Source organism: Rheinheimera gaetbuli, assembly GCF_054781935.1.
The window spans coordinates 260,138-284,080 of the sequence record NZ_BAAGTL010000028.1; the positions used below are offsets into that span (position 1 = coordinate 260,138).

At 47.9% G+C, this 23,943-nt stretch carries 22 protein-coding genes; 6 read left to right on the top strand and 16 right to left on the bottom strand.

Annotated elements, in window-relative coordinates:
* Window positions 1–164 precede the first annotated feature (164 nt).
* From ACYVIC_RS17615 to pspA, 13 genes are all read right to left on the bottom strand, one after another.
* Entirely contained in the window at window positions 165–1,181 is a 1,017-nt protein-coding gene (locus ACYVIC_RS17615; RefSeq protein WP_460862059.1) for a fumarylacetoacetate hydrolase family protein, read from the bottom strand.
* 2 nt (window positions 1,182–1,183) lie between these two features.
* A complete protein-coding gene (locus ACYVIC_RS17620) occupies window positions 1,184–2,332 on the bottom strand; it encodes a homogentisate 1,2-dioxygenase (RefSeq protein ID WP_460862061.1) in 1,149 nt (382 codons plus the stop codon).
* Window positions 2,325–3,398 (bottom strand): 4-hydroxyphenylpyruvate dioxygenase, encoded by a 1,074-nt coding sequence (gene hppD, locus ACYVIC_RS17625; RefSeq protein ID WP_460862062.1) that lies wholly within the window; start codon window positions 3,396–3,398, stop codon window positions 2,325–2,327. Before hppD ends, ACYVIC_RS17620 begins: the two co-directional genes overlap by 8 nt.
* 212 nt (window positions 3,399–3,610) lie before the next feature.
* Entirely contained in the window at window positions 3,611–5,173 is a 1,563-nt protein-coding gene (gene tyrR / locus ACYVIC_RS17630) for a transcriptional regulator TyrR (protein WP_460862064.1), read from the bottom strand.
* 186 nt (window positions 5,174–5,359) lie between these two features.
* A complete protein-coding gene (locus ACYVIC_RS17635; protein ID WP_460862065.1) occupies window positions 5,360–5,701 on the bottom strand; it encodes a 4a-hydroxytetrahydrobiopterin dehydratase in 342 nt (113 codons plus the stop codon).
* Between the two features lie 9 nt (window positions 5,702–5,710).
* Window positions 5,711–6,511 carry a phenylalanine 4-monooxygenase gene (gene phhA / locus ACYVIC_RS17640; protein ID WP_460862066.1) on the bottom strand — a complete coding sequence of 267 codons (801 nt, stop codon included), beginning with the start codon at window positions 6,509–6,511 and terminating at the stop codon, window positions 5,711–5,713.
* Window positions 6,512–6,742: 231 nt separating this feature from the next.
* Window positions 6,743–7,072 carry a hypothetical protein gene (locus ACYVIC_RS17645; RefSeq protein WP_460862068.1) on the bottom strand — a complete coding sequence of 110 codons (330 nt, stop codon included), beginning with the start codon at window positions 7,070–7,072 and terminating at the stop codon, window positions 6,743–6,745.
* Between the two features lie 73 nt (window positions 7,073–7,145).
* Entirely contained in the window at window positions 7,146–8,360 is a 1,215-nt protein-coding gene (locus ACYVIC_RS17650) for a trans-sulfuration enzyme family protein (RefSeq protein ID WP_460862070.1), read from the bottom strand.
* Between the two features lie 109 nt (window positions 8,361–8,469).
* Window positions 8,470–9,492, bottom strand: a complete 1,023-nt coding sequence (locus ACYVIC_RS17655; RefSeq protein WP_460862072.1) for a TIGR01620 family protein — start codon at window positions 9,490–9,492, stop codon at window positions 8,470–8,472.
* Window positions 9,489–10,868, bottom strand: coding sequence for a YcjX family GTP-binding protein (locus ACYVIC_RS17660; protein ID WP_460862073.1), 1,380 nt, complete (start codon window positions 10,866–10,868; stop codon window positions 9,489–9,491). Before ACYVIC_RS17660 ends, ACYVIC_RS17655 begins: the two co-directional genes overlap by 4 nt.
* Before the next feature lie 16 nt (window positions 10,869–10,884).
* A complete protein-coding gene (gene pspC / locus ACYVIC_RS17665) occupies window positions 10,885–11,301 on the bottom strand; it encodes an envelope stress response membrane protein PspC (protein ID WP_460862075.1) in 417 nt (138 codons plus the stop codon).
* A complete protein-coding gene (gene pspB, locus ACYVIC_RS17670) occupies window positions 11,294–11,530 on the bottom strand; it encodes an envelope stress response membrane protein PspB (protein ID WP_205310960.1) in 237 nt (78 codons plus the stop codon). The genes pspC and pspB overlap by 8 nt, the downstream gene beginning before the upstream one ends.
* A gap of 24 nt (window positions 11,531–11,554) precedes the next feature.
* The gene (gene pspA / locus ACYVIC_RS17675; protein ID WP_460862076.1) at window positions 11,555–12,226 is read right to left on the bottom strand and encodes a phage shock protein PspA; all 672 of its coding nucleotides are present in this window, start codon (window positions 12,224–12,226) and stop codon (window positions 11,555–11,557) included.
* A gap of 185 nt (window positions 12,227–12,411) precedes the next feature.
* Between pspA and pspF the strand changes: the two genes are divergently transcribed.
* Genes pspF through ACYVIC_RS17705 form a run of 6 tightly spaced genes read left to right on the top strand, consistent with a single transcriptional unit; the run spans window position 12,412 to window position 18,801 of the window.
* A complete protein-coding gene (pspF, locus tag ACYVIC_RS17680) occupies window positions 12,412–13,491 on the top strand; it encodes a phage shock protein operon transcriptional activator (protein ID WP_460862078.1) in 1,080 nt (359 codons plus the stop codon).
* Window positions 13,488–15,134, top strand: a complete 1,647-nt coding sequence (locus ACYVIC_RS17685) for an ABC transporter substrate-binding protein (protein WP_460862080.1) — start codon at window positions 13,488–13,490, stop codon at window positions 15,132–15,134. Before pspF ends, ACYVIC_RS17685 begins: the two co-directional genes overlap by 4 nt.
* The gene (locus ACYVIC_RS17690) at window positions 15,131–16,147 is read left to right on the top strand and encodes an ABC transporter permease subunit (protein WP_460862081.1); all 1,017 of its coding nucleotides are present in this window, start codon (window positions 15,131–15,133) and stop codon (window positions 16,145–16,147) included. The genes ACYVIC_RS17685 and ACYVIC_RS17690 overlap by 4 nt, the downstream gene beginning before the upstream one ends.
* 1 nt (window position 16,148) lies before the next feature.
* A complete protein-coding gene (locus tag ACYVIC_RS17695) occupies window positions 16,149–17,045 on the top strand; it encodes an ABC transporter permease subunit (RefSeq protein ID WP_460862083.1) in 897 nt (298 codons plus the stop codon).
* The gene (locus ACYVIC_RS17700; RefSeq protein ID WP_460862084.1) at window positions 17,045–18,034 is read left to right on the top strand and encodes a peptide ABC transporter ATP-binding protein; all 990 of its coding nucleotides are present in this window, start codon (window positions 17,045–17,047) and stop codon (window positions 18,032–18,034) included. Before ACYVIC_RS17695 ends, ACYVIC_RS17700 begins: the two co-directional genes overlap by 1 nt.
* Entirely contained in the window at window positions 18,034–18,801 is a 768-nt protein-coding gene (locus ACYVIC_RS17705) for an ATP-binding cassette domain-containing protein (RefSeq protein ID WP_460862086.1), read from the top strand. Before ACYVIC_RS17700 ends, ACYVIC_RS17705 begins: the two co-directional genes overlap by 1 nt.
* 44 nt (window positions 18,802–18,845) lie before the next feature.
* Here ACYVIC_RS17705 and ACYVIC_RS17710 read toward each other — a convergent pair whose 3' ends face one another.
* From ACYVIC_RS17710 to lon, 3 genes are all read right to left on the bottom strand, one after another.
* Window positions 18,846–20,756 (bottom strand): SurA N-terminal domain-containing protein, encoded by a 1,911-nt coding sequence (locus ACYVIC_RS17710; protein ID WP_460862087.1) that lies wholly within the window; start codon window positions 20,754–20,756, stop codon window positions 18,846–18,848.
* A 188-nt stretch (window positions 20,757–20,944) separates the two neighbouring features.
* Window positions 20,945–21,217 carry a nucleoid-associated protein HU-beta gene (gene hupB / locus ACYVIC_RS17715; protein WP_008220336.1) on the bottom strand — a complete coding sequence of 91 codons (273 nt, stop codon included), beginning with the start codon at window positions 21,215–21,217 and terminating at the stop codon, window positions 20,945–20,947.
* A 210-nt stretch (window positions 21,218–21,427) separates the two neighbouring features.
* Window positions 21,428–23,824, bottom strand: coding sequence for an endopeptidase La (gene lon, locus ACYVIC_RS17720; RefSeq protein ID WP_460862088.1), 2,397 nt, complete (start codon window positions 23,822–23,824; stop codon window positions 21,428–21,430).
* Between the last annotated feature and the right edge of the window lie 119 nt (window positions 23,825–23,943).

Here is a 23,943-nt window from a genome sequence, read left to right on the forward strand (position 1 = left end):
GACACGCCGTAAACCCATCCCTGGGGCTCGTTTATGAATTTCGTCCCTGAAATTCACCGTTCCGGCCAGCGACGCTGTTCAAATTCGCTCCCGGCGAATTTGTCAGGCCATCCGGGCCTTCAACGGTCGCAGAAAAAAGTACATCCGCATCCGCTTACTATCGCTTAAGCTTTATACTGCACCACTTGCTGGTCAATAGCACCAAAGATGCTGTTGCCCTGCGCGTCCAGCATTTCCATCCGGATAGTATCGCCAAACTTCATAAAAGCAGTAGACGGCTTACCGTCACGAATGGTTTCTATCATACGGATTTCAGCAATACAGCTGTAGCCTACGCCGCCTTCATCAACCGCAGTGCCATACTCAGTACCCTGCTTATTCGATACCGTGCCGGAGCCGATAACCGCACCGGCACCCAAATTGCGGGTTTTTGCCGCGTGAGCAACCAGTTGGCCAAAATCAAACGTCATATCGATACCGGCATTGGGCTTACCAAACAGCTTACCGTTATAGGTAGATAACAACGGCAGATGCACACGGCCATCACGCCAGTACTCGCCCAGTTCATCTGGTGTAACCGCTACCGGGCTGAAAGCAGAAGCCGGCTTGGACTGGAAAAACCCAAAGCCTTTGGCCAGCTCGTTCGGGATAAGGCCGCGCAGTGACACGTCGTTTACCAACATCAGCAAGCGGATTTTGCTGCGGGCTTCGTCGGCACTGCACGCCATTGCTACATCATCGGTAATTACCGCGACTTCACCTTCAAAGTCAATGCCATAGTCTTCGCTGACCACTTCGACGTTGTCACGCGGGCCGATAAAGTCATCAGAGCCGCCCTGATACATAAGCGGATCGGTCCAGAAGCTTGGTGGCATTTCAGCGTTACGCGCTTTGCGTACCAGCTCGACATGATTAACATAAGCGCTGCCGTCGGCCCACTGGTAAGCACGTGGCAGAGGTGATTCACACTGGCCTTGCTCAAACGCCATTTCACCATCAGCCTTACCGCTGTTCAGTGCATCGTACACTTCGTTAAGCTTAGGGCTTAACTGTGCCCAGTTATCCAGTAGCTGTTGCATAGTGCTTGCTATTGCCGGCACGGCTACGCAGCGGCTTAAATCACGGCTAACGACTACCAGCAAGCCATCGCGGCTGCCATTTTTTAAACTTGCTAACTTCATGGTTATTCCTTTGCCTGCTGTGGAGCTACTTTCCAACTGTTAACGTATTCCGGGTTCTCTGTGGCCAGCGCCGCTTCGCCCATTTCCAGCGCATCGCGGGTATCCAGCATTACCGCTACTTCATCGGTAAACTTCTTTTTGTACTCACGCCCGGCCGCAAAAGCTTTCGGGTGCGGGCCATGGGTAAAACCGGCAGGGTGGAAGGTCACCATACCTTTTTCAATATTATCGCGGCTGAAAAAATCACCGGCATGGTAAAACAGCACTTCATCATAATCGTCATTGTTATGATAAAACGGTACTTTTAATGCCCCCGGATCGCTTTCAATCGGCCTGGGCACAAAGGTACACACCACAAAACGCTGCGCGACAAAAGTGGTGTGCGCCGACGGTGGTAAATGATAGCGATGGCTCATTAACGGGCGGATATCACGCCAGTTAATGCGCATTACTGCTAAATCGCCGTGCCAGCCAATGGCATCCAGCGGATTATACGGATAGGTTATAACCGACACCTGACCATGACGTTTTACTTCCACCTGCCACTGGCTTTCGCTGTATTGTGCTTTGAAAACATCATCAATTTTTGGCGTATCCAGCATAGCCGGGTCAAAAATAGCATGGTTACCTACCAAGCCCTTCTCCGGCAGCTGATAGCTGTCGTTGGTGGCTTCTATCAACAGGATAAACATCGGTTCTTTTGGCTCTAAACGCCACATGGTAGAGCGTGGGATCACGATGTAATCGCCATCACGCACTGTCATATGGCCGAAGTCACAATACAAATCAGCGCTGCCTTCGTGGATAAACAACAGCTCATCCCCGTCGGCATTGCGCACCAACTTGCTCATATTGTCTTTAAGGCGCCAGGTGCGCATTTTACAATGCGCGTTAAACAATAAATCCGGCACTGCCCATGGCGAGTTAGTGTTATCTGCACCAACCTCATTAAAGTTAAACAGGTGAGGCCGCAGTGGCCCTTGCCAGTCGGTCCAGCCGGTTGGCGCATGGAGGTGATGAAAGTGCGTGGCCGGGCCAAAAAAACCACTGCGGCCGGTTTCACGCTCATATATCGCCTGCTCAGGAAAATCTGCGTGCGCCTGTCTTGATACATCCCCCTCCTTTAACGGAAACGATGCCCATTTACGCATTACTTAACACCCCGCGTTGGATTTGATCTTCTTCGATAGACTCGAACAGTGCCTTAAAGTTACCCTCGCCAAAACCTTCGTTGCCTTTACGCTGGATAATTTCAAAGAACACCGGGCCAATTACCGTTTTGGTAAATATTTGTAGCAAAATGCCGTCTTTCATCGGTGCACCGTCGATCAGAATTCGTAAATCACGCAGTTGGTCTAAATCTTCATCATGGCCCACTACCCGGTCGTTTACTTTGTTATAGTAGGTCTCTGGCGTTGGCATAAAATCCATACCACGGTTCCGCAACGTGCGCACCGTTTCGTAGATATTTTCCGTAGTCAGGGCAATATGCTGAATACCTTCACCTTTGTATTCACGGATGAACTCTTCAATCTGTGATTTATCATCAGAGGATTCGTTAATCGGAATGCGGATTTTACCGCACGGCGCTGTCATCGCCTTTGACACCAGCCCGGTTAACTTGCCTTCGATATCAAAATAACGAATTTCACGGAAATTACCGATATTCTCATAGAAGCCGGCCCAGACATTCATATTGCCGCGCATCACGTTGTGAGTTAAGTGATCCAGCACTTCCAGACCAACACCGTGTTTGGTCATGTCCAGTTGCCAGTTATCGTAATATTTAAAGTCGATGTCATATACGCTGCTGGCACCATAACGGTCAACAAAGTACAGCAAGCTGCTGCCGATGCCGTATACGGCCGGAATATTTAGCTCCATCGGGCCAATCTGGTTTTTATATTCTTTAGCACCATTAGCAACCGCATGTTTTAACGCATGGGCAGCATCTTTTACCCGAAAGGCCATGGCACACACGCTGGGGCCGTGCTCACGGGCAAATTCTTCCGCTTGCGAGTTTGGCTCAGCGTTAACAATAAAATTAATATCGCCTTGTTTGTATAACCAGGCTTGCTTAGAGCGGTGCTTGGCCACTTCAGTAAAACCAAGCGAATGAAATAAATCTTTTAATTTCTGAATGCCATCAGCATCTGCGGCGGTATATTCAACAAATTCAAAACCATCAGTGCCCAGTGGGTTTATTTTATCTAACATCAGTTTGTTCCCTGCTACGTCTTCGATGGCGCTATGATGCGCCAGCGGAAAAAAAAAGGAAGAGGGCGGCACACGACAGCATTGAAGCCCCTGACAACTGATTTTGTAAAGTTGGCGCTACGAAATTCAACTTCTGCGGAAATACGATCAAAAAGGGCCGCCAAATCGCTTTGGCAGCCCAGCACTAGTACAGTTTTACGCACAAAGTGTAGTTAAATTTTTACACTCTTCCGATTGATACCGTAATCACGCAGTTTATTGGCGATAGCGGTATGGCTTAAACCAAGCTTTTTCGCCAACTGACGCGAGCTGGGGTAAGCCGGAAATAACTTACGCAACAGGTTAGCTTCAAAGCGTTTTACCGCTTCGTCCAGAGTGCCGTCAAAGTCCTGCTCTAAGTAACCAAAATCGTTGTTGTAGCTTGGTAATTGCAAATGTTCTTTATCCAGCTCAAAGCCTTCCAGCAGTGTAATAGCGCGGTACAGTGCATTTTCTAACTGTCGCACATTGCCGGGCCAGGGATAATTCTGTAAAAAGTTCGCACAGTTGTCGGTCAGTTTCGGTGCCTTGCGGCCCAGCCGCGCCGCAAAACGGGCGATAAAGAACTCAGCCAGCGGCAGCACATCCTGCTTACGCTCTCGCAGCGCCGGCAACGCCAACGTCAGTACATTCAGCCGGTAGAATAAATCTTCACGAAATTTGCCTTCCTGAACCATACCGGGTAAATCTTTTTGCGTGGTGCATATCACCCGCACATCCACTTTTACTTCATTCTCATCGGCGACACGGCGAAAACTGCCGTCCTGCAAAAAGCGGATCAACTTGGTTTGTAATGAATGCGACATCTCACCGACTTCATCGAGAAATACCGTACCGCCATTGGCTTGCTCGAAAATCCCCTTTTTACCTTCGGTGCTGCCAGGAAAGGCATTGCTACCATAACCAAACAGTTCAGACTCGGCCACATTATCAGGCAATGACGCACAGTTTAGGGCTAAAAAAGGTTTGCCAGAACGGCTGCTCGCGGCATGACAGGCGCGCGCCAGCAATTCTTTACCGGTGCCGGTTTCCCCCACAATCAGAATAGGCGCATCAAGCTGTGACATTTTTTTCGCTTCACGCACAACTTTACGCATTAAATTACTGTGTGCTTGCAGAGTATTAAAGCTTTCCTGATCGCCTTTTTTAAAGGCCACCATATGCTGGCCCAACCGGCTTTCAGATTTTAAGTTGATAACCGCACCGGCCAGAATTTCATGGCCGGTTTCATCCGGCACCATTACCGGTAAAATATCAGCGACAAAGCGCTTGCCGTGTATTTCCAACCTTCGTGTCTGCGCCAATACGTCATCGCCTTCTAACCAGCGCTGAAAATTAAACCCCTTTACCATTCCCTGTAAGGATTGTCCGGCTATGGTTTCATGAGCAACCGCCAAAACCTCTAATGCCGCATCATTGATAACCGTAACATTCGCTTTAATATCAATGGCAATAAGGCCATCAGGCAAGGTTTTTAGCAAGGTAGACAGTTCATTATGTTCACGCTCTGACGGCATAAAGGCTGTGGTTTTTACATCTTCCACGCCGGCAATGCGACGCATTTTTGCCATCAGTTCCTGAAACTTCTCAAAATTTAACGTCGGAAACGATACATACATTCGCCCCAAACTGGGGTCAACCTCAATCCCACGCAGATCCAGCTGATAGCTTACCAATACATTTAACACTTCCTGCGCCAGCCCAAGCCGGTTCTGACATTGAATTTCTAATCGCATATAGGCAAAAGTTCCGCACGATAATAATGAGCAGCATAATACGGTATTATGCTAATAACAGACCAGCTGTTTTGTAAAGATATGTGAACAAATACGGTGATATGCAGCTTGGTGCGACTAATAGCGGGAAGATTAAAACAACACAGCTGCCATTTGCTGGCAGCTTAGCTTCAACAATAACGTAATTTAACCAACCAGCAGTGAATCGGTTTTCGCTGCACAGATAAAATCATTTTTGTGCAAACCTTTAATTGAGTGCGACCACCAAGTCACGGTTAACTTACCCCATTCCAGCAACAACGCCGGATGGTGGCCTTCAGCTTCAGCCAGTTCAGCTACTTTACTGTGAAACGCCCATGCCAGCTTAAAGTTTTTAAATTTAAACTCACGCTCCAATTGCAAAATACCATCGCGGGCTACTGGCGTCCAGTCGGGGATCTGGCGCATTAATTCAGGTAATTCGGCATCAGATACTTTAGGCGCGTCGGCGCGACAGGCTTCACATTGCATTGCTTTTAATTCAGACATTCTGTAATCCTAACTTGCTTGTTTTTCTTTTGGGGGAAATTTCGGTGCATGTAATCCGAGCGTTTTGGCTTGCTCAACCAATGCCATCATATCCAGATGGGCAATATCAAACAGCTGGTCAATACGCTCTATCATAAAGTAAATTGGCTGCATAATATCGATACGGTAAGGAGTGCGTAGCACGTCTACCGCATCAAAGGCTTTCCGTTCAGGTACATCAGACTCCAGTGCATAGGTCGTTTCACCTGGCGACGATAAAATGCCACCACCATAAATACGCAGCCCCTTGTCGGTGTTTAGCAAGCCAAATTCAATGGTAAACCAGTATAACCTTGCCAGGTACACCCGGTCTTGTTTACTGGCTGCCAGGCCCAACTTGCCATAAATGTGGGTAAACTCGGCGAAAGCCGGATTGGTAAGCATCGCGCAATGGCCAAATATTTCATGGAAAATATCCGGTTCTTGCAAATAATCAAATTCTTCCCGACTTCGAATAAAGGTAGCAACCGGAAAGCGTTTATTTGCCAGCAGTTCAAAAAACTTATCAAAGCTTATCAATGCAGGCACTTCCGCACATTCCCAGCCGGTGGTAGCGCGCAACACCTTGCTGACTTCTTCCAATTGCGGAATACGGTCAGTGGGTAACTGCAGCTTTTCTAGGCCGGCCATATATTCATCACACGCTTTGCCTTCAATAACACTCAGCTGACGGGTAATAAGCTCATGCCAAATTTGGTTTTCCTCGTCTGACCAGGCAATAACGCCATACTCGTCAGACTGACGGGATACATATTTACTCGACTTACTCATAAACAACCTGTTGAATAATTGGTGGTACGGGAGTGTCCCGCTTATCCGCGCATTGTTAGTAATATTTTTAGCAGCAGACAATTAGTTAACGCGGATACTAAGCGATACTGATGCAGCTGTTAATCTGTCATCAGATTTTGTTCAGGCTCAAGGCGTAAAGAATGGGTTACAGCGTTGGATAAAACAACGCAAAGCAGCAACACAAGGCTGCTACTTTGCCTGGGGTTGCCGTTATTGCTTGGCGGTCTTACTGGCTTTTAATAACTCAATCTGACTTTTCGACAAACGGATAACACTACCCGGATAAGGTCGGCCACCAGCGTAGTCCCAGTCTTTAGGCCGGCTTTCCTCGACAATTTGCTTAAAATGATTACAGATGGCGCGTGATGGCGTCATTCCCAGCTTTTTCGCATAAGCTGCCAAATAATTAGGCGCGGCACCTTCATTACTCAATAAACAATAGGCCTCGGTGGAATACACCACTTCCTGCTCGGTTTCAGCATTCGCGGCGCCCATCAACAGTGCCACGGACAATACAACACAGGTTTTTATCGTTTTCATAGTTATCCTTCGCATTCAAATACCGACGCAATCAGCCGCGTCTCATTAAAATTAGTCTAAGTTCAATATATTGCTACTGCTGTTCGTCTGATTTTTGCTGTTTGTCGATCATGCGATGGAGTGCCTGCTCCAAGTCAGCAATAATATCTTCGATATGCTCCAGCCCAACAGACACACGTATTAAACCATCGCTGATACCCGCCATTTGCCGCTCTTCTGCCGTGTACGGGCTGTGTGTCATCGACGCCGGATGCTGAATAAGCGATTCGGCGTCGCCCAGGCTGACGGCCAGGCTAAGTAACTGGCACTGGTTAATAAAAAAGCGACTGTCATCGAGGCTGGCATTGAGCTCAAATGCCAGCACGCCGCCGGCAGCTTTCATCTGAGTACCAATAAACTTAAAGCCCGGGTGCGACGGTAAGCCCGGGTAATACACCTCGCGCACGGCACTATGCGCCTGCAAAAATTCGGCGACAGCTTGCGCATTGCTGCAATGGCGCTCGAGCCTTACCGACAGCGTTTTTAAACCACGGATAATCAGCCAGGCATCATGCGGGCTAATGGTCGCCCCCATGTCTTTTAACGTGGTGAGTTTAATGGTTTTTATTGTTTCAGCATCAGACACGATAAGACCGGCAACAACATCGCCATGGCCATTCAGGTATTTAGTGGCACTGTGGATCACAATATCGATGCCATAGTCAGCCGGCTTTTGCAGCAACGGCGTCATAAACGTATTATCGATAACAGAAATCAGCTGGTGCCGGCGGCAAAAATCCGCCAAAAAGGTTAGATCCAGCACCACCATATTCGGGTTAATCGGCGTCTCAGCAAACAACATTTTGGTGTTCGGTTTAACAGCCTGTTCCACTGCCGCATGGTCTGTCATATCAACAAAGCTGACATCAATACCATAACGGGCAAACATATGGTTAAACAACGCAAAGCTACAACCATAAATGGCTTTACTGGCGATAAGATGATCGCCCTGTTGCAAAAACGCCATCGTACTGGCGGCTACGGCGCCCATGCCGGTTGCCGTGGCTGCAGCATCTGCCATGCCTTCCAGCGCGGCAATTTTCAGCTCCAGTTCGCGGGTGGTAGGGTTACCCAGCCTGGTGTAAATATAACCCTCAGCTTCACCGGCAAAGCGGGCAGCGCCTTGCTCAGCGTTATCAAAAATAAAGGTGGAGGTCTGATATAACGGTGTAGCTAAAGTACCGTGTTGATTTTTTTCTTTACCAGCGTGAATACACAGGGTCTCGGCTTTTTTATTATTGTCATGCATAAAGTTACTGCTACTGAAAGTTAGAGTCGCTGTAACAAATAGCAGAAACACATATTAATGGAAGCACGCCAGACATCTTGCAGTCCGGCGCAGCTAAATAGCCTGACGTTTAACTGTCAGCTTTAGTTTGCACTGCACCGTTAAAACGCTGTAGTAACGCACTGCTCAGCGCTTTAATACTGACTTTAGCCGTTTTGCCGGCCGGTAATGGCCGTAATTGTTGTTGCGCTAAATTACCTAGCCTGGCGACCAGTAAACCTGCAATCACGCCCTGGCCGGCACGGGCAGATAGTTTTGCCGTCAGCTCGCTGCCGATAACGTCTGACGCCATATCCAGTGCCAACTCTGAACCACCGGCCCACAGCAATGCTGCCATAAAACGTTTTAGCAACACCAGACTGCGCAGTTGCCCTATAGCGCCGCCATACAGCTGAGCCAATTCACGCAGTAAACGGCTGCTACGCCACAGCACCAGCAACATGTCAGCCAAGGCAAAAGGGCTGATTGCCACGGCAAGGCTGGTATCAGTTGCCGCACGGTAAACCAGTTGCTGCGCCTGTTTATCCAGTTCAGCCAGCACAAAATGTTCAAACAGTTGCAGTTGCTCTTCGTCGCTATGTTGCGGTTGCAGTGCACCTTGCCAATGCTGCAGCGCTGTGGCTATAGCCGGGCTTGACGGCAAACTGGCAGCAACCTGACGGCATAAGGGTTCAGCCTCGCCAAACTGCACACTATGACGAATACGCTGCGCACTCTGCTGCCATTGCCGGTTGCGTGCTAATCGGCGCCACAACGTTAACTCGCGCCATAATACTGTTGTTAACAGCACAACCACCGCCGCACTAATCACACTTAGCAGAGCGCCGTGCAGCACACTGTTTTGCCAGCTTTGTTGCACCAGCACACTCCATCGCCAAACAGACAACAGTACTATTGCCAACAGCGTAATACCTGCCAGGCGCCACCACCAGTTGTTTGTCTGGCGCAGCGCTACCGGCGGTTTTGCAGCATTTACCGCGACAAAATCGTTATCATGGTAGTAACCTGCGGCTTTTAACCTTACCGGCTCCTGCTGCGTTTCTGCTGTGAGGCTTTGATGGTCAAAATGCTGCGCCGATTTTAATTCACTCATCCTAGTTTATCTCCCAGCAAAAACTGCAATACATGATCCATCCGCACATGCGGCAGCGCTTGTCCTTCGTGCCACGGCAAAGGCCGCAGCGGTATAAAATCAAATTTATGTGTGGCAAACAGCGCGCGGTTAGGCACAGTGGCCGGCACTTCCCCCGGGAAATACGTTAACGCTTGTTGCGCCAATCCTGTACCGCTAATGCAGGGTTGCGCCAGGCTATCGACGCGGACAAAACCACTGTCACTGGCACGAATGGCGGCAATGGCCATGGCTTCTGTGGTAGCAGCCTGATATTGGCTGTGCTTTAGCGGTTGTTGCAATAATTGCTGTAATAACAAGGTTAGGGCTTTGTGCTGCTCTGGCGTAGCATGATCAGCCTTGCTGGCAGCAAACAAGACCTTACTGATTCGTGGTTTGAATAGCCGGCTTAACAAACTGGACGGGCCATAGTTAAAGCTTTGCAATATCAGCCGCAACGCTTGCTGCAACTCTTGTGTGGCAGCGTAGCCGGCATTTAACGCCGACAAACAATCGACTAAGATTACTTGACGGTCTAACGCAGCAAAGTAGCGCCGATAAAACGGCTTAATCACATGTTTACAGTAGCTGTCGTAGTGCCGCGTTAACTTAGCGACCAAAGCCGTGTTTTGTTCTGCCTGCTGCGGCAACAGCGGAAACAACTGCAACATAGGGGCGCCGGCCAGCGGGCCCGGCACTAATAAACGGCCGGGTTGGTTTAAATAGGCGCCCGGCAAATCATGATATTGCTGTAACAGCTGTTTATATCTGTCGGTAAGTTGCTGTACATACAGCTCGCCGTCGTTGGCTAAATCTGCGTCTTGCAGTTGTTGCAAAAACGGTTGAGCCAGTGCAGCGCGGTGCTCACGGTTAAACAATTGCCAGCTAAACTCACACCATTGCCGATAGCTCATGTCCAGCAACGGCAAGTCCAGCAACCATTCTCCGGGATAATCAATAATATCCAGCGCTAGCTCACTGTGCGACTGCAGCCGCGCTCGTAATCCGGCGGCGGCTTTATAACGCAGTTGTAAACCCAGCCGGCTGCTGCCAAGGGTGGATGGTGGCCATTGTGGTGGCTCTTGCTGCAGGTATTGTAGATTCTGCTCCAGCGGAAAACGCGGCATATCGGGCAATTGTGCCGCCAGCTTCCCGCCCAGATAGCGCTGCTCACGCACCACATCGAAAAATGGCAAATTAGCTGACGCGTCGCCCTGCGTTAATTGGTGTACAAGCGAGGTAATAAAGGCCGTTTTACCCGAGCCACTAAGGCCGGTAACGCCCAAACGAATATGACGATCAAAGGCACGATGGGTAAGATCGTGCCGTTGTTGTTGAATTTTTTGCAATAAACTCATCAGGTTATAAAGCCCCCTAAAGGCTATTAAACTCGCGGTTTAGCTGAAACTTCGCCGATGTAACATGGCGTTCCAAATCACGTAAACGCAGCTCCAGGTTATTAAACTGTGTGCTTAGATGCTGCAACGCTTGTTTTGGCGCTTCACCGCGTTGCCAAACGCGGGTTTTCACTTCAACTGGCCGTTCCGCTGCCGGTTTAAAGTCAGCTGCGGTGTCAAACTTCGCAGCAGCCTTCGACTTTTTTTCCAGAACTACCCAAGCAGCAATGTACAGTACAAAGACAAAACCTCCGGCGCCAAGGAAAAAGGCAGATACAGTAATAATACGCACCAGCCATAATTCCCAGCCAAAGTAGTCGGCGATACCGGCACAAACGCCGGCAATTTTGCCATTGGCATCGTCACGTAACAGCTCGCGTTTGAGCTTAGTCATGTTGCGACCTCCACTTCGGACTTTCCGCATCTAAAATCGCTTCCAGTGTTTTAATGCGGTCGGTCATTTTCTCTGCCCGATGAGCCAAATCGTTTAGCTGCAACAATTCCTGGTCTGACAACCCCTGGCCAATCTTGTTCTTACTGCGGTAATGCATTATGACCCAAATTGGTGCCACAAAAATCATGAACAAGATTAGTGGTACAAAAATTAACTCATGAATATCCATTTGCAACTCCCAGACACCTGCTTATCAAGCGTCTTTGTCTTTCTGATTAACTTTAGCCTTTAATGCCGCCAGCTCATTATCAATTTTGTCCTGAGCAGCCAGCTCAGCAAACTCGTCTTTTAAGGTCTTCTTACCTAAATCATAGGCTTCAACCTGAGCTTCCAGCGTATCAATTTTTTGCTCGTAACGCTCAAACTTGTACATCGCGTCGTTAATACGATTGCTGTCCAGAGTCTTCTTCACTTCCAGCCGTGACGCTACTGTTTTCTGGCGCATTAACATCGATTTCTGCCGCGCTTTGGCATCGGCCAGTTTTTCCTGCAACTGCCCTACCTCGTCCTGCAACTTGCCGATATGCTCGTCCAGATTAGCAATGTCTGCTGCAACCGTATCAGCTTGCTCTGCTGCTTTTTGCCGCTCAATTAATGCTGCACGCGCTAAGTCATCCCGCTCTTTGCTAAGTGCCAGCTCGGCTTTTGCCTGCCAGTCGGCCACTTCTTCCTGCAACCGGTTAACCACACGCTGCAACTCTTTTTTCTCTGCGATAGTTTTGGCAGAAGATGAGCGTACCTCAACTAACGTATCTTCCATTTCCTGAATAATCAGCCGTACCATTTTTTCTGGATCTTCGGCTTTATCTAACAGGGCGTTAATATTTGAATTCACAATATCTGAGAAGCGTGAAAAAATACCCATAATGTTTACCTCTTAAATTGACTGATTAAATACAATCTAGCTTATTCAGTTTCCTTGCCAACTTTGCAAATTAATTTAAAGCCATGATTTATATTGTTTTTTAATTATTTCACTTTAGTGCTTCAGCTTGCTGACTATATGAAATACACTACTAATTAGCCAATTTAACTAACTAATAGCACGCCATGAGCCGAAAATTTCAACAAGATAATCTGATAGGCCAGTCTAATAGTTTTCTAAACGTACTAGACCAAGTGTCACAAATAGCACCTCTAGACAAACCGGTGTTAATTATCGGTGAGCGAGGTACAGGCAAAGAGCTGATCGCGGCACGCCTGCATTTTTTGTCGCCGCGCTGGGATCAGCAGTATTTAACACTGAACTGTGCCTCATTAAATGAAAACCTGTTAGAAAGCGAATTATTCGGCCATGAGGCCGGTGCATTCACCGGCGCGAGTAAGCGTCACGAAGGACGCTTTGAGCGTGCTAATGGTGGTACACTGTTTTTGGATGAACTGGCCAATACACCCGGCTTGGTGCAAGAAAAGCTACTTCGGGTTATCGAGTATGGCGAATTTGAGCGGGTTGGCGGCAGCCGCTCAATAAAAACTGACGTAAGGCTGGTATGTGCCACCAATGAAGATTTACCGACATTGGCAGAGCATGGTGAATTTCGTGCTGACCTGCTAGACCGTTTAGCGTTTGATGTTATTACTTTGCCGCCTATGCGTGAGCGACGCGAAGACATACTGCTGCTAGCGGAGCATTTTGCTATTAATATGGCGCGGGAACTGGGTTTAGAATTGTTTAGCGGCTTTAGTGAAAAAGCCAAACGCACTTTACTCGATTATCACTGGCCGGGTAATGTACGCGAGCTAAAAAATGTGGTTGAACGCTCGGTGTATCGCACCAATAATGGTTATGTACCAGTGCATGACATTCAACTGGATCCATTTGAGTCACCATTTCGGCCGACCCAACGTATTAAAGCAGTGAAAACTGCAATAATACCGCATATCGATGCAGAGCCAGTGCCAACCAACACGTCTGCCAGTGCGGCAACGTCTGCGACAGAGTCACTGGATTTTACCCAGATGCAAGATTTTAAAACCCTGTCGCAAGACTTTGAGATTAACCTGATAAAACAAGCACTGGCTGCCAGCCAGTACAATCAGAAAAAAACCGCTGATTTACTTAACCTGACCTATCATCAGTTACGTGGTTATATGAAAAAATATCAGTTACTGGACAGCCAGCAAACATGAAATCTGTTATAGGTGCCAGTGCGCGCCGGTTAAGAGCAGCTAGAACTAGCGCGTTCCTGTATGGCGTTATGATGCTTAGTGCTTGCCAACCGCAACTGCCAGAGACTATGCGCGCCGGCCTGGTATATTGCTCAGAAGGCTCGCCGGAGTCTTTTAATCCGCAGTTGGTTACCTCAGGTACCACCATCGATGCCATCAGCCAACAACTATATGACCGTTTGCTGGATATCGACCCACAAACTGGTGAGCTAAAACCTGCATTGGCCAGCAGTTGGCGGGTAAGTGACGACGGTAAAGTCTATCATTTTAGCTTGCAAGACGGTGTGCAGTTTCACCAGACGGAGTATTTTAGCCCCAGCCGCGCACTTAATGCAGACGACGTACTATTTACCTTTAACCGGATTATGCAACAGCAGCATCCGTTTCATTTTCAAGGAGGCGGGAACTATCCTTTTTTCCAAAGTGTTGACTGGGCGGGACTTGTTGCTGATGTAAGCGCCGACCAGCCGTTATTGGTAACGTTTGAACTGAACCGACCCGACAGCTCATTTCTGTCTAACCTGGCAACTGACTTTGCGGCTATTTTGTCTGCTGAATATGGCCAGCAACTCTTGCAATCTGGTCAGTTACACCGAATAGACAGCCACCCCATAGGCACTGGTCCGTTCCGATTTCGTGAATACCAAAAAGATGTGCTGATCCGCTACTATCGCCATAACAACTATTGGCGTGAACTGGCTAAACCTGACCAGCTGGTGTTTGATATTGTGCCGAATAATGCCAGGAGAATGGCCAAATTGTTTACTCACGAATGTGACGTAGTCGCATTCCCACGTATTGCCGAACTGGAATTGATCAGCAAACGCGCAGATGTAGACGTTCAGGAAAGCACAGCGATGAATATCGGTTTCTGGGCTTTTAATACCGCCAAAGCACCTTTTAACAATGTTAAAGTGCGTCAGGCGTTAGCTATGGCAATTAACCGCGATGCTATTTTACAGGCGGTGTACTTTGGCCATGCCACCGCAGCTAACTCGGTACTGCCACCCACTTCATGGGCATATAATGCCGACTTAGAGCCCCTGCAATACAATCCTGTTAAAGCCAAAGCATTGTTAGCAGAAGCCGGCTATGCGTCTGGATTTAGTATGGATATTTGGGCAATGCCTGTACAACGGTTGTACAACCCAAACGCGCTGAAGATGGCAGAGTTGATGCAAGCAGATTTGGCTCAAATTGGCGTGCGGGCTTCTGTCGTATCATATGAATGGAATACATTTCGCCGTAAACTAGGTGACAATGAGCACGACTCAGTACTGATTGGCTGGTCGGCAGATAATGCCGACCCCGACAACTTTTTTCGGCCTTTACTCAGCTGCAGTGCTGCGCAAACCGGAAGCAACAGAGCTAACTGGTGTGATGAAAACTTTGACCGCTTGATCACACAGGCCTTATTAACTGCAGACCAAAAACAACGCCGTAGCTACTATATGGCAGCACAGCAGTATCTGTCAGAGCAAATGCCACTATTAAGTATTGCCCACTCACAACGTTTTCAGGCGCTAAACAGCCAGATTAGCGGTGTGCAGATTAATCCCTACGGCGGCATTGCCCTGGCAGGCGCAAGCAAGGACGCCAAATGATACTGTATTTACTACGCCGTCTGTTTTTACTGGCATTCGTGTTCATTGCGCTAAGTATCCTGGCCTTCAGCCTGGGCTATCTGTTTCCTGGCGAACCACTACAAAACTTCACGGGTTTGCGTACTATTCCAGCAGAACAGTTATCGCATTTAGTTAGCGAATACCGCATGGATGAAGGCTATATACAACAGTATATTGCTTATCTGCAACGCATAATCAGCGGTGACTGGGGGCTTTCCTTTGCCAGTCAGCAACCCCTATTACTTGAAATAAAGCTGCTGCTACCCGCCACACTGGAGCTGGCAGCATACGCATTATTGATTTCATTTTTTGTCGGCATACCGTTGGGGATTGTCGCAGCCATTAAGCCAGATGGCATTGTCAGCAAAAGTATATCTTCAATAGCACTCGCCGGTTACTCACTACCTATTTTCTGGTGGGCGTTGCTGCTGATCATGATATTTTCACTATGGCTCGGCTGGTTGCCCACCGCAGGCCGCATTGGTGTGCTATATGAGATCCCATACAACACTGGCTTCATGTTGGTCGATATATTACTGGCACAAAGTCAGTATCAACAAGAAGCATTGCTCAATGCAATACGGCATTTATTGCTGCCAACAATAGTGCTAGCTACATTTCCAACCACAGTAATGATAAGGTTTACCCGTGACTCTATGCTGGAAGTATGGGAGCAGAGTTATATAAAAACGGCACGAGCGAAAGGCCTGAGCAGAATCCAGGTGCTTTACCGGCATGGTCTACGCAATGCGTTACTACCAGTAACACGGCAAATTGGCTTGCAGTTTAGTACCTTGCTCACGCTGGCCATGATTACCGAAGTCATTTTCTCTTGGCCCGGTATTGGCCGCTGGCTGATAGACAGTATTTATCAGCGGAACTTTCCTGCCATTCAGTCCGGCTTGCTAGTGATATCAACGTTGGTTATCAGCGTGAATATGCTTACTGAAGTACTGCATACTTTATTTAATCCATTAGCCAGGAAACGCTAAAATGGCACAATTTGGTGTAATTTCTGCGGAGTTACTTGCCCGTTCACCAGCCAGGCAGTTGTGGCGAGATTTTTCCGCTCAGCACAGTGCTGTTGCTGGCTTAGTGCTGTTCACAGCTTTCTTCGTACTGGCGATACTCTCACCTTTGTTAACGCCACATAATCCGTACCTGCAAAACGACAGTCTATTGTTACTAGCACCGTCATGGTCAGAACTTGGTTTAGTGCAATACCCACTTGGCACAGACGATCTGGGCCGGGATATTTTCTCCCGTTTGCTAATAGGCGCACGTTATACTTTTGGTATAGCCGTTATTACCGTAATTGGCGCACTATTGATGGGGCTGCTGTTGGGCACTCTGGCGGGCATGAGCCGGGGGGTAAAATCCAGCGTATTTAACCATATATTAGATTTAGCACTAACAATACCGTCGTTGTTGCTGGCTATCATTATCGTCGCTATCCTCGGCCCAGGTTTATTAAACACCACCTGGGCAATCATGTTGGCTCTGTTGCCACAGTTTGTTCATGGCATCCGCAATGCCATCGCCGAACAGTTAAATCAGGACTACGTCATTGCTTACAGCCTTGATGGGGCTAATAACTTACAAATATTTAGTCGCATCGTCCTGCCGAACATATGGGAAAAACTTACCTTGATGGCAACAATGGCATTGTCTACTGCCATTCTTGATATTGCCGCCTTGGGTTTTCTTGGTCTTGGCGCACAAACCCCCACCGCAGAATGGGGCGCCATGATGGCAGACTCACTGGATTTAATCTATCTGGCGCCATCAGGTGTTGCAATGGCCGGATTGCTGATCTTCCTGGCAGTATTATGTGTCAATCTGGTGGGTGACGGGCTGCGAAATGCGATTAAGAAACGGCGGGATAGCTAATGCTGCTACTTGACATAAAAAACCTGACCATTGAACTGTCGACAGCTAATGGCTTGATCCGGGCAGTAGACCGGGTAAATCTCAGCTTACGCGAAGGCGAGACCAGAGGTTTGGTTGGCGAGTCAGGCTCTGGCAAGAGTTTAATAGCTAAGGCTATTGTTGGCGTGCTAAACAAGCGCTGGCAAGTGACCGCAGACCGCTTCAACTGGGCAGGTAAAGACTTAATCAACCTACCCTACGAGCAACAGCGTAAGATTATTGGCCGAGATATCGCCATGATCTATCAGGAGCCTAGCCGCAGCCTTGACCCAACGGCAGTTATTCTTGAACAACTGGAAGAGGCTATCCCGGGGCATGTGCTGGAGGGGCCATGGTGGAAAAGACATTATCTGCGCCGTCATAAAGCCATAGCTTTACTGCATAAAGTCGGTATACGAGACCACCAAGCTGTGCTGCAAAGCTATCCTTATCAGCTATCTGAGGGGATTTGCCAGAAAATTATGATTGCTATGGCCGTTGCCAAAAGTCCAAAGCTGTTGATTGCCGACGAACCAACCACTGCACTGGAAAGTACTACTCAAGCACAGTTGTTCCGTTTACTTAGCAGCATTAATCAGCTCAAAGGTACCTCAGTGCTGCTTATCAGTCATGAATTAGAGAGTATCGCCCGTTACACCCAAACTCTCAGTGTACTTTACTGCGGCCAATTAGTTGAAGCCGGAGAAACCGCCGCAATCCTTAAACAGCCATTTCATCCATACACCAATGCACTAATAAAAAGTGTACCGGAGTTTCAACCAGACCTGGTACCAAAAACCCCTTTGTATGCCTTGCCTGGCAGTATACCAGTGCTACAACATCTACCGATTGGGTGCCGGCTGGGGCCGCGCTGCCCAAATGCCCGGAAAGAATGCGTAAAAACGCCTGCCATAGAACGACTACAAAACCATTACTACAGTTGCCACTTTCCATTAATTGGTAAAACATAATGACTCCACTATTAGACGTACAGCAACTGAGTAAAAGTTACCGAAAGCAAACCAGCTTATTTCGCTATCGCACGGTACAGGCTCTGCAAGATATTAGCTTTACATTACATAGCGGTAAAACACTGGCAATAGTTGGTGAAACAGGTTCAGGCAAAAGCACACTTGCGCGCTTACTGGTGGGCATAGAAAAGCCTGACCACGGTGATATCCTGTTAGCGGGTGATACGGTAACTACCAGTCACTACCGGCAATACAACCATACTATCCGCTTTATTTTTCAGGATGCAGCTAAATCACTTAACCCCAACCAGAAAATTGGCCAAATGCTGGATGATGTTTTGCGGTTGAATACCGTATTTGATGTCACACAACGCGCACAGAAAGTACGTCTGACGCTGAAACAGCTGGGTTTACTAAATGAACATACAGATTACTATCCGCATATGTTTTCCGGCGGTCAACTGCAGCGTGTGGCTCTGGCCCGAGCATTAATTTTGGACCCCAAATTATTAATTCTGGATGAAGCTTTAACCGCACTTGATCCCTCGTTACGTGCACAAATTGTAAATTTATTACTGGAATTGCAGCAAAAATCCGGCCTGGCTTACTTGTTAATCTCGAATCATTTACGTTTGGTTCGACATATCGCCGACGATGTATTAGTACTGTATCAAGGTAAAATGCTTGATTACGCCGCCGCCAATGAGGTCTTTAGCAACCCGCAATATGACTATACTCGTAAGCTTATCAGTAGTTCACAGGCATAAAAAAACCGTAGCGAGCTACGGTTTTTTTAGTCACCAGACAGATATCACTGTTCTGTACTTTGCATTGCTCGCAGATTACGGCTGATATCCGCATCCGCTTTTATCGCGGCTATCATTGCGCGGTATACTTTCTCCGCCTGTTGATCTGCGAGCGATTCTAACTGAGCTGCATCAGCAACTGCGGCCACTTCAGCATCAGTCACCGCCGTTACGGTTACTAACACAGCGTCGCCGTTAATCAGCTCAACCAGCTCCACTGAGGCTTGATCTGCCTTTGGCCGTGGCATCGCAAAAGCTTTAGCCCGAATTTGACCATCAAGTGAACCACCAAAGCGCGGCGTTGATAAAGCACTTTCTAACGTCTTACCTAATTGCTCAGCCTGCGCAGCCAAACTTGTCTCTAATGCGACTACCTGCACCTTCTCAGCCTGACGCTTCGACAACAACGCGCTTTGCTCTGCTTTTACTGCGGCTTCAACCTGAACTTTTACTTCGTCCAAACTTTGCGTACGTGCTGGTAGCTGTTCCTTAACACGAACAACTATGGCATGTTCCTTATCCAGCTCAATCAGCTCACTGTTTAAACCTTCAGCGATAAAACCAGCATCAAAAACCTTATTCAGTACTGCCGGTGTTGCCAGAGGTGGTGTCACTTCACTGCGGCTAAACAGCGGTGTAGTGATGACCTTTTGACCAGTAACCTGAGCGGCCTCTTCTAACGTGTCAGGTACTTCAAAGCTGACCTCAGCCAGACGCTGCTGCAACTCGTAGAAAGCGCTGCTAGCACGTTCTTGCTTGATCCGTTGGGAAATATCGTCAGCAACTTCTGCCAGAGGTGTAATCTGGGCTGGCTCCAGTGCCTGCAGCTTAATAATATGGTAGCCATAGGCGCTTTTTACCACACCGCTCAGGTCGCCCTGTGCCGCTAAAGCAAACGCTGCTTGCTCAAACTGCGGATCCATATCACCGGCAGCTAACCAGTCCAACACACCACCATTTTCCGCAGAAAAGGTATCAGCGGACTTTTCTTTCGCCAGCTCAGCGAAATCGGCACCGGCATTAAGTTGTGCTAATAAAGCCTCGGCCTGTGCTTTTACTTCAGCGTCATCTTGCTCTGATTCCAGCATAATGTGCGCAACCTGACGACGTTCTTGCCGACTGTAACGTGCTTTATTCGCCTGGTAATAAGCATCAACTTCTTCGACTGTTACAGGAACATCAGACGCCAATAATGCAGAGGAGATCTCGATATATTCAACCGCAACCTTTTGCGCGGTTTCAAACTGTGACAAATTCGTAATGTAATAGTCTTGCAACAGCTGCTCGGTAAGCTCCACCTGGTCTGCAAAATCAGCCGCGTTAAACCGCAAGAAGGCAATATCACGTTGCTGCTGTTGTAACTTCATCAACAACTGCATTTCAGCCGCAGTAGCAAACTCGCTACCAACCATACCTAATAGCAATTGATTACGCGTCATTTGCGAGCGCATTAATTCCCGGAACTGGTCCGGCTGATAACCTGCTTGGCGTAGTAACGCTAAATAGCGGTCGTTGTTAAAAACACCATCAATCTGAAACTCTGACATGCCACGCACGGCTTCACGTACTTGCTCGTCGCTGACGCGTAAACCCAATTTAGTGGCAAGTTGTTGCTCAAGCCTTTCGTTGATCAGACGCTCAAGCACATCATTGCGAAAATTGTTCATATAAGCTGTATCTGCAGCTAACGCAGCATACATTTCGCCAAACTGCTGTTGCATTCGGGCGCGCTCATTTTGAAACGCTTGATCAAAATCCGCCCTGCTGATTTTTTCGCCGTTTACTTCAGCAACATTTTGCTCTGCCGGCGTGCTTAAATAACTACCAACACCCGCAAGGGCAAATGTCAGGATCACTAAGCCTAAAATAGACTTGGCAATAATTCCCTGTGAGCCTTCTCTGATTTTTTCTAACATCTTAGTGTCATCTCTTTATTCAACTTTACGCGGCAAGGAGGCATTGACGCCGTGGTCATTGCCGTAAAAAAAAACGCATCTTAGCAGATGCGCTTTTTTTAGAGAAGCCTTGGGAGGCATTGCGAAACCGATAAGTTATCTTTATTGCGCTCCCAAACTGTATGTGCCGCAAGCGACACTATCACAGCTTAGTTGCAAGCGTCTTTTAACGCCTTACCTGGCTTGAAAGAAGGAATTTTCGCAGACGCGATTTGAATAGTAGCGCCAGTTTGTGGGTTACGGCCGGTACGGGCTGCACGCTCGCGTACGCTGTAAGTGCCAAAACCAACTAATGCTACAGAGTCGCCTTCTTTAAGAGCTTCAGTAACAGCGTCAATGAACGAATCTAAAGCACGACCAGCTGCCGCTTTAGAAATGTCTGCACCAGCAGCAATTTTGTCGATAAGTTGAGACTTGTTCACAATATCATCCCCTTCAATTGTTATTATTTTCAACAACTACACTTTACTAGTTCTGTAAATTAGCCCGATCGTTATAACAAGCATCTTTTATGCTTGCAAGCAAAAGAAGCGACAAAACTAATATTTCTGGCTTTGACTGCAGCCCTTGTATAACAAGGGCTTGGTCGAAACTTTCCATAAGTTAGCACAGCCAACAGGAATGAAAAGCCCCTATACCGGATTTTTTTCCGTTTTTTTGCTTTTGGCAGTACTTTTTGTTGTTTCTACAGGCGAAACGCGCTCAAGCGGCTCTTGCAGCGCCAGTTGTAACACTTCGTCAATCCATTTTACCGGGCAAATTTCGATGTCACCTTTCACATTTTCCGGGATGTCTTTTAAATCACGAACGTTATCATGCGGAATAAGTACCCGCTTAATACCACCACGATGCGCCGCTAGTAGCTTCTCTTTTAATCCGCCAATGGGTAGCACCTCACCACGCAAAGTAATCTCACCTGTCATGGCTACATCAGCTCGTACCGGGTTACCCGTCAGGCTTGATACCAATGCAGTGACCATAGCAATACCAGCACTGGGGCCATCTTTGGGGGTAGCACCTTCTGGCACGTGCACATGGATATCACGTTTTTCATAGAAGTCGGCATTTATGCGCAGCAACTCTGCCCGGCTGCGAACCACAGTCATCGCCGCTTGAATGGACTCTTTCATCACGTCGCCAAGCGAACCAGTATAGGTTAATTTACCTTTACCGATAACCGATGCAGCTTCTATCGTTAGTAAATCCCCCCCAACTTCAGTCCAGGCTAAGCCGGTTACCTGACCAATCCGGTTGCTGTCTTCGGCTTTACCATAGTCATAGCGCTGTACACCTAAGAATTCTTCCAGGTTTTGTTGGTTGATCACCACCTGCTTCAGGTCTTTTGTCAGCAGTATTTGTTTTACCGCTTTACGGCACAGTTTTGAAATCTCACGCTCTAAACTACGTACACCGGCTTCACGGGTGTAATAACGGATAATACCGATAATAGCGCTGTCTTCGATAGCAATTTCATCTACTTTCAAACCGTTACGACCAATCTGTTTGTTTATCAGATGCTGTCTGGCGATGTTCAGTTTTTCGTCTTCGGTATAACCGGCCAGGCGAATAACTTCCATCCTGTCTAACAGAGCCGCCGGAATATTCAGACTGTTTGATGTCGCAAAGAACATGACATCTGACAAATCATAATCCACTTCAAGATAATGATCGCTGAAGGCCGTATTTTGCTCTGGGTCTAATACTTCCAATAGCGCCGCCGCCGGATCACCACGGAAATCTGACGCCATCTTGTCAATCTCATCTAGCAGAAACAGCGGGTTTCGCACCCCTACTTTCGCCATTTTTTGAATAATTTTACCCGGCATGGAGCCGATATAGGTACGGCGATGACCGCGAATTTCTGCTTCATCACGCACACCACCTAACGCCATGCGCACATATTTACGGCCGGTTGCTTTTGCTACCGATTGCCCCAGTGAGGTTTTACCTACGCCCGGCGGGCCTACTAAGCACAGAATAGGGCCTTTTAGCTTATTAACCCGCTGCTGCACCGCCAGATATTCAACAATACGCTCTTTTACCTTTTCCAGGCCGTAGTGATCGGCATCCAGAATTTGCTCTGCTACTGCCAGATTCTTTTTAACCTTGCTACGCGCTTTCCAGGGTACCTGCGCCAGCCAGTCAATATAGCTACGCACTACTGTCGCCTCAGCTGACATAGGTGACATCATCTTTAGCTTTTGCAGTTCTGCTTTAGCTTTATCAGCCGCTTCTGCCGGCATCTGTGCATCAGCAATCTTTTTGCTTAAGGTTTCAAACTCATCCGGCGCATCTTCCAACTCACCTAATTCACGTTGGATGGCTTTCATTTGTTCGTTCAGGTAATACTCGCGCTGGCTTTTCTCCATTTGCTTTTTAACCCGGCTACGAATTCGCCGCTCTACCTGCAGGATGTCTATCTCACTCTCCATCATCGCCATCAGGTATTCTAACCGCTCAGTGACATTGAAGATTTCCAGCACTTTTTGCTTATCTTCGACCTTCAATGGCATATGCGCGGCCATGGTGTCTGCCAGACGCGCAGGCTCATCAATACCGCTAAGCGCTGTAAGCACTTCTGGCGGAATTTTTTTATTTAGCTTGATGTAACCTTCGAATTGGTTAATAGCTGAACGCAAAAACACTTCCTGCTCGCGGCTATCTATCTCAGCAGTTTCAATCATCTCAACATATGCAGTGAAGGCTTTATCGGTTTCTGTAAACTCAGTCAGACGCGCTCTGCGGCTGCCCTCGACTAACACCTTTACCGTGCCATCCGGTAATTTCAGCAGTTGTAAGATGGTCGCAACGGTACCAACCTGATACAGATCGTCAGCAGTGGGATCATCCAGCGTAGCGTCTTTTTGTGCTACCAGGAAAATCTGCTTATCATTTTCCATAGCGGCATCAAGGCACTTGATAGACTTAGCTCGTCCGACAAACAGCGGAATAACCATATGCGGGTAAACTACAACGTCGCGTAGCGCCAACACCGGCATATGCAAACGTTCAGCGTGTTCAGATGTCATTGATCCTCTCTTGAAATTTAGTTACTGCAGGCGCAAATATGATTCAGTATATGGGGTTCGTTTTAAAAACTTCAATTGCAGATACGAAAAAGGAGCTAATTCAGCTCCTTTTTTCAGTA